Raw genomic sequence first — 13,465 nt, forward strand, 5'->3', positions numbered from 1 at the left:
TTGCCGTAATTAGCAGGGGCGGGTTGCTGCGAGAATTAGCGCATGACCGCCACCGCCGCCGCTACTCCGGCTCGCCTTCGCGCTGCCACGATTGCGACCTTCGTCGTCTTTGGAATCAACGGTTTGGTGTTCGCTAGTTGGGCGGCTCGCATCCCGGCGGTCACCGAAACGCTGGGCCTCACTCCCGGCCAGATGGGCGGCCTGTTGCTGTGCCTCGCGGTGGGTTCTCTCGTCGCGCTCCCGACCGCCGGCTACATCACCGAACGAATCGGCGCCGCCAACACAGTGCGTGCCGGGGGGCTGCTCGCTGCCCTCGCCGGAGTAGGAATCGCGCTATCGCTATCCGCTGCGACCACCGTCGGCACCGCGATTTCCCTCTTCGTTTTTGGTATCGGCATTGGGCTCTGGGATGTCGCCATCAACATTGAAGGCGCCGACGTCGAACATCGACTGGGGCGCACCATCATGCCGCAGCTGCACGCGGCCTTCAGCGGGGGAGCATTCCTCGGTGCCATCATCGGTGCGGGCCTCGCCAACCTCGGCGTCGGGCTGCCGGCTCACCTCTTCGTCATCGCCCTCGTTGTAGCGGTGGCGACGCAATGGCTTCCGCGCTACTTCGTGCCGCGCATCCCGGAGCCAGCGCAGCCCGAGAGCGACGTTGCTTCGCCGAAGGTGCGCAGCGCCTGGAGCGACCGCCGCACCCTACTGATCGGTGTTGTAGTGCTCGGCGCGACCCTCACGGAGGGCGCCGGAAACGACTGGATTGCCAAGGCCGCTGTCGACGGACTCGAGGTGACCGAAGCCAACGGGGCCTTCATGTTCGCCACCTTCGTGCTGGCAATGACCGCCATGCGCTTATTCGGTGGCCGGGCGATCGATGCCTTCGGTCGCGTTCCTGTATTACGGGGCAGCATGGTCGCGGCTGCCGTCGGACTCACCGTCTTCGTCTTCGCTCCGACCCTGTGGCTCGCTCTGATCGGGGTAGCCCTCTGGGGAGTCGGCGCTGCACTCGCTTTCCCCATGGGGATGTCGGCTGCCGCTGACGACCCCAAGCACGCTGCGGCCAGAGTCTCTGTCGTTGCCACTATCGGTTATGTGGCATTTCTGGCGGGCCCGCCATTGCTGGGGTTCCTCGGCGACGCTGTCGGAATCAGGGTCGCGCTGCTCGCTATCGGGGTGCCGATTCTGGTGGCGCTCGTGCTGGCAGGTGCGGCAAAGCCGCTGCCCAAGAACTAGCTCGCCGGAGATTAGCGGAAGCGCGGCGGTTGTGGCGCGTGCTGCGGTTGCGGCGCGTTAAACCTTTTCGTCGACGATGCCCACGAAACGGCTGCCAATGCCGTCGACCTCTGAGCGGTACACGCCCTCAGCGGGAGCGGGAAGCTCATCGGCGTCATGCCAATCGCACGTCAGGTACGTGAACGCCGGCCACCACTTCTTGGGGCGCGATGCCTCCGTGAAGCCGCAGACCGTGCAGGTCAGCTGCATCCACACGGGGCGCTTGCCGGTGCGGTTGGCGCGCGACTGAACCAGCCACGCTGGCGGGTTGGATTCAAGTTCTTCGAACTCGGCATCAGACATCCGCGACGGAATGCCGTGCCTCGTGGCCATCTCCAGAGGGATGTCGAGGCGAAGCGCAGCTTCCCGTTTCGTAATCATGCTTCTACGGTACGCGACCCGGGCGGCGGCAACAGCCCCCGTTAGGTCGGCACGCTAGCTGATGTAGACCTTGCGCAGGGTTTCAGTGATGGTCCACGTGGTCTGCATGCCCTCGGTGAGCCGCACAACATCACCGGGGCCGACAGCGATCGTGCGATCATCCGCAGCGAAGTGGATGCTGGCGCGCCCGCTAATCACAACAAAGACCTCATCGACCTCGGTGTCTGTCGCGGTGCCCACGCTCATCTCCCAGACGCCGATCTCGCTGTCGCCGAGGGTATCGAGCACGGCGTAGCCCGCGGTGGGAGTGCCCTCCACCACTTCGTCGGCCCCGAGGGCTTCGTGGGTGATGGGAACGGCGCTCGCCGCAAGGGGCGTGGCGGGCGTGAGAAGGGCTGCGGGTTCGGTCATGGGCTCAGCCTATGAGACTGGGCTGCAGATCGCGCAGGGTGCGGCGGTGGGTCATCCGTGTCACTCCGATCGCGGCGAGAATCAGTGCACCAGCGAGCCACGCGCCGAGCACGATGGCGTCGGTGCCGACCCTGGCAAGGTCACCGCCGTACATGAGCTGACGCATGGCATCCACGACGTACCCCATCGGCAGCACGTGATGCAGGGCGGCCAGCGGCGCGGGCAAGGTTTGCCAGGGGAAGGTGCCGCCAGCGGTGACGAGTTGCAGCACCATCAGCACGAGCCCGAGGAACTGCCCGACGGAGCCGAACCAAATGTTGAGCGCGAGAATGATCGCGGCATAGGTGAAGCTCGCGGCCACCATCACGCCGAGCGTACCGAGCGGATGAGTGAACGTGAAACCCAGAGCAATGGCGAGGACGCCGAAGAGGGCAACCATCTGAATTGCTCCCAGCACGGCGGGAGTAAGCCAGCCGGCGAGGGTAATTCGAATGGGCGAGCGCAGCGCGGTGACGGCACGCTTGGAGACAGGCTTCACGATGAGGAAGAGAGCGTAAATGCCGATCCAGCCCGCGAGAGCAGCGAAGAACGGCGCCAGACCGGCACCGTAGTTGCTCGCCTTCGTAACGGCGCTCGATTCGACAGCAACCGGGTCGGCGATGGCTTCAGCCTGAAGAGCGCGCAGCTCGGAGCTCGAATCGGGCAGCGCCGTGACGCCGCTCGCCAAGCCATCCCGCAGCTCGGCGGTGCCATCGGCAAGGGTCGAAAGGCCGCCTTCGAGAGTGCTGACACCGTCGCTGAGCTGCGATGCTCCGGATGTTGCAGCGTCTGTCGCCGTCGCAATCTTCTCTGCCCCGGAGGCAAGAGTGGCGGCGCTGCTTGCGAGGGTGTTCGCACCCGCGGCAAGTTCATCAACCTGCGAGACGGCGGACTGAACGGTGCCGTTGCCCTCGGCGATGCGATCGCTCAGCGGATCGAGGGCCGTAAGCACGTCCTCGATCTCTGTCGTGTCGAGACCCTGCTCGGTGAGCGCGGTGATGAGATCGGCGCGAGCGGTGGGCAGAGCATCCGCGATGGTCTGGGCGGCGGTGCCCGCACGATCGGCGTAGCCGGCGAGCACGGTGTTGCCGTCGGCAACCTGCGCGGCTCCCGCTGAAAGCTTGTCGGCGCCGCTGGCGAGGCTCTCGGTGGCGGAGCTCAGCTCGGTCAATCCCGAGGTCAGCGTGCTCGCGCCATCCGCTAGCTCGCCAGCCCCCGAGGTGGCATCGCGAGAGCCATCGAGAAGCTGGCTAGCGCCGTCAGCGGCATCCGATAGTTCACCGCGGATGTCGGAGATAGCCGTCAGCAGAGTGCCGGCCGCTTCTTCTCCCACGAGTTCCGCTACCGAGCGCCGAATCTGCTCGACGGCTTGCTTGCCGATCGTGGACGCCAAGTAGTTGTTGGCGTCATTGGTTTCGAGATCGATTTCTGCCTGGTGCGGATCGGTGCCCGCGATCGAGCGCAGAGCATCCGAAAAATCGCTGGGGATAGTGACGGTGAAGTCGACGTTGCCCTCAGCGAGAGCTGTTTGCGCGTCGGCGGGGGAGAGCACGTGCCAGTCGAAGTCGTTACCCGCGAGAAGGTCTTTGGCTACCTCTTCACCGTAATTGACGGCGGCGTCATCTCCGTCGGCGGCAACACCGTCATCAGCGACGACCAAGCCGACCGGCACTTCGGTGAAACTGCCGTAGGGATCTTGATTAGCCCAGAGGTACACGCCGCCGTACAACACCGGCACGAGCATGAGGGCAAGCAGTGCCAGCACGCCCATGCGGGAGGACGTCAGCCGCCGCAGTTCAGCAGCGATCATCGAGGGAACCTTCATGCGTTGTCTACTCCTACGCCGCCGCCACTTTGGGCCCAGGCAGCGGTACGTTCGTCAAATGCTCCGAGGCTGCCACGCAACGTGGCTTCGGCGGCTTCAGCACGCTCGATGACGTCGGCGTGGGTGATGGCCCATTCAGAGGCGCGACCGGCGACCGCCAAGACCGCGAGGCCGCGCTCCGCAAATTCACCGAAGAGTTGCCACCAGTCGAGGGGCTGGCCACCATGACGGTCAGGCGCCACGATGACGAGCGCTTCGACGTGAGGTCGCAGCACCGCGAGTTCGCACAGCACGCGCAATCGCGTCGTGGGCTCAATGTCAGCGATCGCGGTGGAGGCGAGAGGGCGGAGGCCCAGCTCATCCAGCCAGCGGCGCGCGGCGAGCGGGTCGGAGCGACGGCCAGCAAACATCAACTCTTCGGCCACGACGCCCACGAGCGGCACTCCGGCATCCGGATCAGAAACTCCCGGAGCGTCGACGAGGGCGACGCGACGACGGAGGGCGCGGGCATCGGGCTTTCCCTCGATCGTGACGCTGCCCGAATCGGGGCGCATGCGGCCGGAGGCGATGAGCCCCAGCACGGTGGGGCGCTGCTCGGTTTCGGCCACCGCCAGGGTCACGCTGCCGCTGGTAAAGGTGGTGGATGTCGCGGGCAAGTCTTCGGCGTCGCGACCTTTCGTCACTCCGCTCAGTTCGACGCGCATCAGCGGTCGCCGCCAGACGCGGGAGCGCCCAGAATCTCGGGATGCTCTTCAAGTAGGGCGACGGTTTCGCGCCACGACAGCCCGGCCATGCTGAGCGTCGTGCGTACGGCGAGCGAGCGCGCTTCGGGCAGGGACGCGTCAACGCGAGTGATGGCGGCGCGGGCGGCCTCTTCGACGAGGCGAGCGAGGGTCGCGACATCCACATCGGTGCGCAGAGTGTTGTCGTTTTGGCCGCGCTGCAGAATGGCGGCGACGGCCGCACGCAGCGGCGCGAGAGCCTTGCCGGTGGAGGCCAGGTGTGCGTCGTCGAGGGCAATGGATGCCGCGACCTGCACGTGGGCGGCCTCTTGCCAGAGCAACGAGGTGAGCCGCGCGAGAGCGAGGGGCGCAGCGGTGTCAGAAACGCTCAGGGCGATGCGGTTGAAGCGTTCGGCGCCGGTGTCGATGATCTCGCCGACGAGAGTATTGCGGTCGGCGAAATGGCCGTAGAGGGCGCGGCGCGAGAGGCCGGCACTGCGGGCGATCGTGTCGATCGACGCGTGCGGGTCGTGCGCAATAGCGGCGGTGGCGGCGCTCAGGATGCCGGCACGGTTGTCGACGGCATCCTGCCGCGGGCGACGGGGAGCGGGGGTGGTCATTCCCTCACTGTAATAACTTGCACACTGCTGTGCAAGTTATTACAGGTGACGTTCAGGTGCCGAACGACACCCCCGCTTCACCGTCAGAGACTACGAATCGAAACCGAGCCCCAGAGCATCCAGCGTCTTCAGAATCACGTTGCGGCGACCCTGATTGTGGTCGGCCTGATTGAGAGACCAGCGCGTGCCCTGAACGCCCATTGACGCGATCGGCTCGGGAGGGAACGGCAACGGCATTTTCTTCACCATCTCGAGCTCGGTGCGCTCAGTCGTGAGACCGTCGAGTTTGTCGAGCATCACCTGAGCGGCGAAGCGAGTTGCGCCAACACCCAAGCCGGTGAAGCCGGCCGAGTACGCGACGCGACCCTTGCGAGCCAGCCCGAAGAACGCACTGAACTGCGTCGACGCGTCAATGGCGCCGGCCCAGCGGTGGCTGAACTTGAGACCTTCAAGCTGCGGGAACGTCGTAAAGAAGTGACTCGCGAGCTTCTCAAAGCTCTCGGGACGGTTCTCATACTCATCGCGAACCTTGCGGCCATAGTGGTAAATGGCGTCATATCCGCCGAACAGAATGCGGTTATCGGCGCTCAAGCGGTAGTAGTGGAACTGATTGGCCATGTCGGCAAGACCTTGGCGGTTCGACCAGCCGATCGAGGCGAGCTGCTCCGGGCTCAAGGGCTCCGTCATGAGCACATAGTCGTAAACGGGCACCGTGTGCAGGCGCGTGCGCTTGAGCAACGACGGAAAGGCGTTAGTCGCGAGTGCAACCTTGGCGGCGTGAACGCGACCATGCTTGCTGTGCACGATGGCGGCATCCGTGGGACCGCCGGATGTTGCGACCTCCCGCACAGGCGAGTGCTCAAAGATCTCGACCCCGAGTTCGGTCGCGATGCGCGCCAGCTCATGAACGAGCTTGGCGGGGTGAATGATCGCGTTGATGCGCTTGTTCCAGATGGCGGCAAGGTACGTGGGCGAGTTCACTTCGGCGCGGGTCGCGGCTTCGTCGAGAAAGACGGTGTCGGCGTCGGTCGTAGTCTCTTTGAGCCACGCGATCTCGTGCTCTTCGATCGCGAGGTCAAGCGAACCGGTGCGCTCGAAATCGACATCAAGTTTCAAGGACTTGACCGTCTCTTCGATCTCGTCGAGGTTCTGCAGGCCGAGGCGTTCGAGCTGGTCGTATTCGGTCGGCCAGCGGCTCAGACCGTTTTCTTCACCGTGGGTGAGGCTGGCTTCACAGAAACCACCGTTGCGGCCCGAGGCGGCCCAGCCGAGTTCGCGGGCTTCGAGAAGTACTACGCGAGCGTCGGGGTTGCGCTGCTTCGCGAGCACCGCCGTCCAGAGGCCGAGATATCCTCCTCCCACAATGGCAAGGTCGGCGGTGACGTCTGACTTCAGCGCGCTAAAGGTGCGGGCTCCGGCGACGTCATCGATCCAGAACGGCTTCTGCATCGAACCCTCAAGGGAGTGGCTGATGACGGATGCGGCTGGTGCATTTCTTTCGAACACTACTTTGCCCATGGGGCACTTTCCTCTCTCGCCTGGCGGCGAGCTTTATGGTTGCGCGGGCGCGCGGTACACGCGCTCGCCTTCGACGAACGTTTGCTCAGTGCGGGTGCGGCCGATGTCGGCTTTGGCTCCCGCGAAGGGATTGCGATCGAGAACAACCAGGTCGGCAAGTTTGCCTACCTCAATTGTGCCCGTCTCATCGAGGTGGTTGGTAAACGCGCTGCCGGCGGTATAGGCGGTCATGGCGGTCAACAGATCGATGCTTTGTTCGGGCAAGAACGCGTCGTACTCGCCCTCTTCGTGGCCGGGGGCCGCGAGGCGATTGACGGCAACGTGGATGGCCGCCATCGGGTCTGGGCTCGACACCGACCAGTCGCTGCCGGAGGCCAGGTGCGTTCCCGCGCGGTGCAGATCGCCCCACGGATACTGCCACGAGCTGCGCGGGTCGCCCAAGAACGGCAACGTGAGGTCGACCATTTGCGGCTCGAGCGCCGCCCAGTACGACTGCAGGTTGGCGGTGACGCCTATCTCAGCGAAGCGGTGAATGTCATCCGGATGCACGACCTGAAGATGCGCAATGTGGTGACGGTTGTCGTTGGGCCCGTTGATCGCTCGCGCGGCCTCCACGGCGTCGAGGCACTCGCGCACGGCGCGGTCGCCGATGGCGTGGAAGTGCACTTGGAAGCCCAACGCATCGAGCTCGGTCACGTTCGAGATCAGTTGGGCGGCATCCACGAAGGAGATGCCGGAGTTGTCAGTGTGGTGACCGCAGCCGTCGAGGTAGGGCTCCAGCATGGCGGCGGTGAAGTTCTCGGCAACGCCGTCTTGCATGATCTTCACGCTCGTTGCGGCGAAGCGGCCGGCAGCGTTCTTCTCGCGGCGCATCACGAGTTCGGGAATCTGCTCGGGGCCGCGCGTGCGGTCCCACCACAGGGCTCCGACCACGCGAGCCGTGAGGTCGCCCGATTCAGCCGCGGCCATGTACGCGGGAGTGGCATCGCCGGCATCCCCGTAACCACCGAGGATGGCGTCTTGCCACGAAGTCACGCCGAGCGAGTGCAGATACTCCTGCCCGATCATGAGGGCGCGCGTGTAGTCCTCGGGCGAGGTTTCGGGCAGCAGAGTGTTGACGAGCGCCATCGCGCCCTCGTGCAGCGTTCCTGTGGGATTGCCGTCGGCGTCGCGTTCGATGCGGCCATCGGTGGGGTCGGGCGTCTCAACCGTAATGCCGGCAAGTTCGAGCGCGCGCGAGTTCACCCACGCGCCGTGGCCGTCGCGGTTCGGGATGAACGCGGGGCGGTCGGCAATAGCCAGGTCGAGATCGGATGCCGTGGGCGTGCCCCCGGGGAAGGCCGACATGTTCCAGCCACCGCCCAAAATCCACTCGAGCTCAGGGTTCGCCGCGGCATAGTTCTTCAGCCGCGCTACATACTCATCGCGCGTCGAGTCCTGCGAGAGATCGCAGCGGATGAGGTCGAGCCCGCCCCACACAGCGTGCACGTGGGCATCCTGAAAACCGGGAATCAGCAGCTTGCCGTCGAGGTCGACGACCTCGGTTTCGGGGCCGACAAAGGGTTGGATGTCGGCATCGACACTGCTGAGCGCGATGATGCGGCCGTCGCGCACAGCAACACTGCCGTGCTGGGGTTCTTCACCGGTTGCTGTGAAGACGGGGCCGCCGGTAAAAACGAGGTCAGCGAACGTCATAGTTTCGGACACTTTCTGGTCAGGACTAATTGCTGCAGCGAGGAGGCGCGAGCGGTTTAGCCGCCACCGACGGTCTTGGCGATGTCGGTCGCGGAGTCACCGGCGCGACGCAAGACATAGGCCACAAGCCCCAACGCCACGAGCGTCAGCAGCAGCATGATCGTCGAGACAGCAGCGATTTCGGGGCGGAGTCCGGTGCGCACCGCGCTCAGCACGTAGACGGGCCACGGCGTTGATCCGGAGACCTGCACGAACGCAGAAACGATCGTGTTGTCGAGGCTCAGGGTGAACGAGAGAAGTCCACCCGCGAGAACGGCGGGCATTACCAGCGGAAGAGTGATCTGCGTGAAGCGCTTGAATGGGGGCGCGTAGAGGTCGGCCGCGGCCTCCTCCAAGCTCTCGTCGATTCCGACAAGGCGCGAGCGCACGATGTATGCCACCACGGCGGTCGCGAAGAGCGAGTGGCCAACGACAAGGCGAACGAGTCCATTGTCGAAGATGCTGAGGCCCAGGTCTTGCCCGAGGAAAACCATCCAGGGCAGGAGGGAGACAGCATCCACGATCTCAGGTGTCACGGTCACGAGAACCAGCAGGATCAAAAACGGAGCGGCCCACTTGCCGGCGCGACGAGCAAGCGCAACACCCGCCATCGTGCCGAGCGCGGTAGCGATGAGAGCGGCAACGAAACCGGTCTGAATCGACACCAGCACGGCATCCGTGATCGCGGGTTTGGTGACGATTGCTGCGAACGAGCCGAAACCGAATTGGTCCCACGAGACGAGCAGGCGCCCCTCGTTGAAGGAGTAGGCGATGATGACGGCGATCGGCATGAACAGGAAGACGAAGACAATGACTGCCCAGATCTTGAGCGAAATATCGGTGAGAGCTACGCGCTTCATTTCTTGTCTCCCAACACGAGTTTCTGGCTAGCGCGCAGCGGCCAGCCCGCCAGCCACGTTACGAGCGCGGCGATGCCGACCGTGGTGAGAATGGTGAGCACGAGCACGACAGCCATTGCTGAACCGAGAGCCCAGTTTTGGGCGGTCTGGAACTGGTTGGCAACCATTTGGCCGGCCATGTTTCCCTTGGCTCCGCCCAGAACCGTTGCGGTGATGTAGTCACCCATGAGCGGGATGTACACGAGCAGGATGCCGACGACGATGCCGGGCTTGGCCAGCGGTAACGTGACGTTGAAGAAGGTCGAGAAGCGGCCAGCACCGAGGTCCTTGCTTGCTTCGCGCATGGGAAGTGACACGCGGTCGAAGGCCACAAACATCGGCAAGATCATCAGTGGCAGGTAGTTGTAGACCACACCGATGAGCACCGCGGTGCGGGTATACAGGATTTCGAGGGGCTCGTTGAGAAGCCCGATCGATTGCAGAGCATCCGAAAGAATTCCACTCGGGGCGAGGATGATTTGCCAGCCGATCGTGCGAACCAAGAAGTTGGTCCAGAACGGGATCATGACCATCGCGAGCAGGATGCCGCGACGGGCGACGGGCGCTTTGAACGCGAGCCAATACGCGAAGGGGATGGAGATGGCCAGGCAGATAAGCGTGCCGACTACCCCCACCCACAGCGTGTTTTGAAATGTCGTAAAGAACGTCGGAGACAGCGCCTCGGCGTAGCGGTCAAAAGACAGCACATCGTTGGCGTGGGTTCCGAAGATGCCCGGCTTGTAGCCAAAGCTGAACCACACCACGAGCGCCACTGGCGCCACGAAGAATGCAAACAGCCAGGCCCACGCCGGGATGGCGAGGGCAAAGCTGGGCATCTTCAACCAGCGAGGGCGCTTGGAGGGCGCCTTTCGCGGCGGTGCCGTGGGGCGCTCGAGGGTAGTGGTCATAGTGGATTCCGGATGGTCGCGGGTTAGGCGCCGGCCGACGCCTTCGTCTTGTCCCAGATTTCTACGATGCGCTGTTGCGCGTCGCCAATGGTTTGCGTGTGCATCGTGTCGACCTGGTCGCTGTCGAAGAAGACGAGGTCGAGCATTTCGAGGCCCTCGGCACGAGCGGTCTCTTCGATGTCTGCACCACCGGTGTGGTAACCGATGTAGTCGAGTTCGCGAAGTGACGCCTCGGGGGTGAGCACGTAGTTGATGAAGGCGTGAGCTGCTTCAGGGTTGGGTGCGCCCTCGGCGATAGCCCAGTTGTCCATCCACAGTTCGGTGTCGGGCGAACCGAGAACCCACTGCCAGCGGTCGGGGTCTTCGCTCTCCATGATGCCAATGCGGGCGTCGCCGTTCCACGACTGCATGAGCATGTGCTGCGCCTGCGGGATGGCGGCGCCGCCGGGGTAGGAGTCGAACGCGGAGATGTGCGGTGCGAGCTGCGTGGTGAGAAACTCTTCTGCCGCAGCGAGGTCAGCTTCGTCGGTGGTGTTCCAGTCGATGCCGTTGGCCCAGTAGTAAATGCCGAGTAGGGGAGCGGGGTCATCAAGAACGGACGTCTTGCCGCTGGCCTCGTTCTGGGCCGCGTCGATGAAGTCAGCCCAGTCGGTGAGCTCTCGCGTGATCTTGGTCTTGTCGTAGACGAAGCCCGTCGTGCCCCACGCCTTGCAGATCGAGTACTCGTTCTTCGGGTCCCAATCGCGCGCCAAGAAAGCCGGGTCCATGTCGGCAATGTTCGGGATGAGGTCGAGGTTCAGCTTGCTGAGCAGGCCGTTCTCGATCATCTGCGGGATGAAGGGTCCGGTCGGTACGACGATGTCGTAGCCACTCGTGCCGCGCGCGGCAACCAGCTTAGAGATGAGCTCTTCGTTGGAGTTGAAGGCATCGAAGGTGACCGTGGGGCCAAGCTCATCGCTGAACTCGCTGACCAGATCGGGGTCGTCATAGTCGCCCCAACTGTAGACCGAGAGCGAACTTTCAAGGTCTCCTCCGGTGGCCTGCGTCGCCGAGTCAGTGCCGCCATCGGTGCTGCACGCGGCGAGAGCAGCAGCGCTCGCGGCTGCTCCGGAGAGTGCGAGGAAGCGACGACGGTTCAGCTCGCTCTTCATGATCTTTGTTGCCGAGGTTGAGGCAAGAATTCGAATGGAATTGTCGTGTGACATCAGGGTGCTCCCTTAAAGCGAGATCGAGCTGGTCGGTGGTGCGGGGTTGAAAACAGCGCGAGCAATGTCGGCCTGAGCCTGGGTTGCTTGCTCGCTGGGGAAGAGGTGAACGGACGACGCATCCCACGTGCAGATGACAGCGTCGCCGATAGCGAGTCGCGGCGCGTTCGGGCGCGGAACGCGCGACAGCAGGGTCTGATCGTTGCCGATTGACACTAAGAACTGCAGCGTCTCACCCTGGTGGGAGACTCCGAGCACCTCGCCCGCGATGCGGTTTTCGGTGGTGGGAGCGGCGGTGCTGGTGCCGGCGGTCGCTGTGACCGTAACGGCCTCCGGGCGAACAGCGGCTTGAGCATCCACCCCGGCGTCGAGTTCGGGGTGAGTGGTCATCGACCGCAGCACTCCGAATCGGGATTCCATGACGCTGAGATCGTTCGTCATCGTGCCCGGGATGAAGTTCTGCTGGCCGATGAAGCCCGCGACGTAGGCGCTCGCGGGGGAGTCGTAAATAGAGTCAGCGTCATCCAGCTGCTCAATGCGACCCTTGCGCATGATCGCGATGCGGTCGCTCATCGAGAGCGCCTCGCCCTGGTCGTGCGTCACGAAAATGAAGGTGATGCCGAGGCGAGACTGCAGAAGCTTGAGCTCGATCTGCATTTCTTCGCGCAGCTGGCGGTCGAGCGCACCGAGCGGCTCGTCGAGAAGAAGAACGGCGGGGCGATTGATGAGAGCCCGGGCGAGCGCAATGCGCTGCTGCTGGCCACCCGATAGCTGAGTGGGCTTGCGGTCGGCGAACGAGTGCATCTGCACAAGGTCGAGCGACTCTGTGACGCGTTGGCGGATCTCTGACTTGGGCGTGCCCTTTTGACGAAGGCCGTAGGCCACGTTCTCGGCAACACTCATGTGCGGGAAGAGAGCGTAGGCCTGGAACACCGTGTTGACGTTGCGCTTGTGGGGAGGAATGCCCACGACATCCTGCCCAGAAATGCGGATACTGCCCGAGGTGGGCTCTTCAAAGCCGGCGAGCATGCGCAGTGTTGTCGTCTTGCCGCAGCCCGAAGGGCCGAGCAGAGAGAGGAACTCACCGGGGCGCACGTGCAAGCTGATGTTGTCGACAGCAACGGCGCCACCGAACTTCTTGGTCACGCCCTCAATGACAACAGAACCTTCAGGTTCACTGGTGTTCGCCGCGTCGGCGTTCGCATGATCCGCGGCTGAGCCTGCGGGCATGGTGTTCTGGGCTGAAACCGTCACGTTCTTGCGCACCTCCGAATTCGCGAAAACTGATTCGCGAGTGACACGTAGTCAAGCGGAAATTGGGGGGAAGCGCAACGGTTTGCATGGTTAAGTTCGTGTTACGGAACGGATTTCGTTGTTTTTGGGGGAATCCACGGTGCAAATCTAAGAATTCGCCAAGAAGCCCGCGGCGGAGTTGCTATTCGTAGCGGCGGTGGATCAGGCGCGACAGCACAATAGAACTGCGGGTGTTGTCGATGTTGGTGGCGGTGCGCAGTCGCTCGAGGGCAATTTCAAGCGAGTGGATGTCGCGCGAGCGCATATGAACGACAGCGTCAGCAGACCCGCTGACGGTTCCGGCATCCACTACTTCGGGGATGGCGCTCAGGATTCGCTTGAGTTCATGCGGAGCCACATTGCCGCGACAAAAGAGCTCAACGTACGCCTCGGTGCCCATGCCATCGACCGCGGGATCGACCTGCACGGTGAAGCCGCGGATGGTGCCGTTGGCCACCAGCCGATCGACGCGCCGTTTAACGGCGGAGGCCGAAAGCCCCACGGCTTCTCCTATATCTCCATAGCCAGCGCGGGCATTGAGGCGGAGCATGTCGATGATTCCTGCGTCCAGCTTGTCCATCTCTTCAGCGTACGGCGGATTGTTGTGCGCTGGCTAGGGTATGCGCGTAAATAGT

13 protein-coding genes are annotated in these 13,465 nt (G+C 63.7%); 1 reads left to right on the plus strand and 12 read right to left on the minus strand.

What is annotated here, in order from left to right; genetic code table 11:
• Positions 1-42 precede the first annotated feature (42 nt).
• The gene (locus ESZ53_RS10415; RefSeq protein ID WP_129072765.1) at positions 43-1,236 is read left to right on the plus strand and encodes an MFS transporter; all 1,194 of its coding nucleotides are present in this window, start codon (positions 43-45) and stop codon (positions 1,234-1,236) included.
• Between the two features lie 57 nt (positions 1,237-1,293).
• Here the strand turns inward: ESZ53_RS10415 and ESZ53_RS10420 are convergent, their stop codons facing one another.
• The 12 genes from ESZ53_RS10420 to ESZ53_RS10475 form a co-directional block, all read right to left on the minus strand.
• Complete coding sequence (locus ESZ53_RS10420) at positions 1,294-1,656, minus strand: hypothetical protein (protein WP_129072766.1); 363 nt, start codon at positions 1,654-1,656, stop codon at positions 1,294-1,296.
• Between the two features lie 54 nt (positions 1,657-1,710).
• Positions 1,711-2,067, minus strand: a complete 357-nt coding sequence (locus ESZ53_RS10425) for a cupin domain-containing protein (protein WP_129072767.1) — start codon at positions 2,065-2,067, stop codon at positions 1,711-1,713.
• A gap of 4 nt (positions 2,068-2,071) precedes the next feature.
• On the minus strand, positions 2,072-3,931 hold the full coding sequence (locus ESZ53_RS10430; RefSeq protein WP_129072768.1) for a YhgE/Pip domain-containing protein: 1,860 nt from the start codon (positions 3,929-3,931) through the stop codon (positions 2,072-2,074).
• Complete coding sequence (locus tag ESZ53_RS10435) at positions 3,928-4,635, minus strand: hypothetical protein (protein ID WP_246837294.1); 708 nt, start codon at positions 4,633-4,635, stop codon at positions 3,928-3,930. Before ESZ53_RS10435 ends, ESZ53_RS10430 begins: the two co-directional genes overlap by 4 nt.
• The gene (locus tag ESZ53_RS10440) at positions 4,635-5,273 is read right to left on the minus strand and encodes a TetR/AcrR family transcriptional regulator (RefSeq protein WP_129072769.1); all 639 of its coding nucleotides are present in this window, start codon (positions 5,271-5,273) and stop codon (positions 4,635-4,637) included. Before ESZ53_RS10440 ends, ESZ53_RS10435 begins: the two co-directional genes overlap by 1 nt.
• A gap of 90 nt (positions 5,274-5,363) precedes the next feature.
• Entirely contained in the window at positions 5,364-6,791 is a 1,428-nt protein-coding gene (locus ESZ53_RS10445; protein ID WP_129072770.1) for an FAD-binding oxidoreductase, read from the minus strand.
• A 33-nt stretch (positions 6,792-6,824) separates the two neighbouring features.
• Complete coding sequence (locus ESZ53_RS10450) at positions 6,825-8,486, minus strand: amidohydrolase (protein ID WP_129072771.1); 1,662 nt, start codon at positions 8,484-8,486, stop codon at positions 6,825-6,827.
• Between the two features lie 56 nt (positions 8,487-8,542).
• Complete coding sequence (locus ESZ53_RS10455; RefSeq protein WP_129072772.1) at positions 8,543-9,385, minus strand: ABC transporter permease; 843 nt, start codon at positions 9,383-9,385, stop codon at positions 8,543-8,545.
• On the minus strand, positions 9,382-10,332 hold the full coding sequence (locus ESZ53_RS10460) for an ABC transporter permease (RefSeq protein ID WP_371683533.1): 951 nt from the start codon (positions 10,330-10,332) through the stop codon (positions 9,382-9,384). Before ESZ53_RS10460 ends, ESZ53_RS10455 begins: the two co-directional genes overlap by 4 nt.
• 23 nt (positions 10,333-10,355) lie before the next feature.
• The gene (locus ESZ53_RS10465; RefSeq protein ID WP_129072773.1) at positions 10,356-11,537 is read right to left on the minus strand and encodes a spermidine/putrescine ABC transporter substrate-binding protein; all 1,182 of its coding nucleotides are present in this window, start codon (positions 11,535-11,537) and stop codon (positions 10,356-10,358) included.
• Between the two features lie 12 nt (positions 11,538-11,549).
• Positions 11,550-12,767 (minus strand): ABC transporter ATP-binding protein, encoded by a 1,218-nt coding sequence (locus ESZ53_RS10470; RefSeq protein WP_129073588.1) that lies wholly within the window; start codon positions 12,765-12,767, stop codon positions 11,550-11,552.
• A 205-nt stretch (positions 12,768-12,972) separates the two neighbouring features.
• Positions 12,973-13,410 (minus strand): Lrp/AsnC family transcriptional regulator, encoded by a 438-nt coding sequence (locus tag ESZ53_RS10475; RefSeq protein ID WP_129072774.1) that lies wholly within the window; start codon positions 13,408-13,410, stop codon positions 12,973-12,975.
• Positions 13,411-13,465 lie beyond the last annotated feature (55 nt).

This window comes from Salinibacterium sp. UTAS2018, from assembly GCF_004118935.1.
Lineage (GTDB): Bacteria > Actinomycetota > Actinomycetes > Actinomycetales > Microbacteriaceae > Rhodoglobus.

Excerpts from the sequence above, each read along its gene's own strand:
- ESZ53_RS10430 (WP_129072768.1), bottom strand. The coding sequence starts at position 3,931 with ATGAAGGTTCCCTCGATGATCGCTGCTGAACTGCGGCGGCTGACGTCC.
- ESZ53_RS10425 (WP_129072767.1), bottom strand. The coding sequence starts at position 2,067 with ATGACCGAACCCGCAGCCCTTCTCACGCCCGCCACGCCCCTTGCGGCG.
- ESZ53_RS10420 (WP_129072766.1), bottom strand. The coding sequence starts at position 1,656 with ATGATTACGAAACGGGAAGCTGCGCTTCGCCTCGACATCCCTCTGGAG.
- ESZ53_RS10450 (WP_129072771.1), bottom strand. The coding sequence starts at position 8,486 with ATGACGTTCGCTGACCTCGTTTTTACCGGCGGCCCCGTCTTCACAGCA.
- ESZ53_RS10475 (WP_129072774.1), bottom strand. The coding sequence starts at position 13,410 with ATGGACAAGCTGGACGCAGGAATCATCGACATGCTCCGCCTCAATGCC.
- ESZ53_RS10455 (WP_129072772.1), bottom strand. The coding sequence starts at position 9,385 with ATGAAGCGCGTAGCTCTCACCGATATTTCGCTCAAGATCTGGGCAGTC.
- ESZ53_RS10460 (WP_371683533.1), bottom strand. The coding sequence starts at position 10,332 with ATGACCACTACCCTCGAGCGCCCCACGGCACCGCCGCGAAAGGCGCCC.
- ESZ53_RS10435 (WP_246837294.1), bottom strand. The coding sequence starts at position 4,635 with ATGCGCGTCGAACTGAGCGGAGTGACGAAAGGTCGCGACGCCGAAGAC.
- ESZ53_RS10445 (WP_129072770.1), bottom strand. The coding sequence starts at position 6,791 with ATGGGCAAAGTAGTGTTCGAAAGAAATGCACCAGCCGCATCCGTCATC.
- ESZ53_RS10415 (WP_129072765.1), top strand. The coding sequence starts at position 43 with ATGACCGCCACCGCCGCCGCTACTCCGGCTCGCCTTCGCGCTGCCACG.
- ESZ53_RS10440 (WP_129072769.1), bottom strand. The coding sequence starts at position 5,273 with ATGACCACCCCCGCTCCCCGTCGCCCGCGGCAGGATGCCGTCGACAAC.
- ESZ53_RS10465 (WP_129072773.1), bottom strand. The coding sequence starts at position 11,537 with ATGTCACACGACAATTCCATTCGAATTCTTGCCTCAACCTCGGCAACA.
- ESZ53_RS10470 (WP_129073588.1), bottom strand. The coding sequence starts at position 12,767 with ATGCCCGCAGGCTCAGCCGCGGATCATGCGAACGCCGACGCGGCGAAC.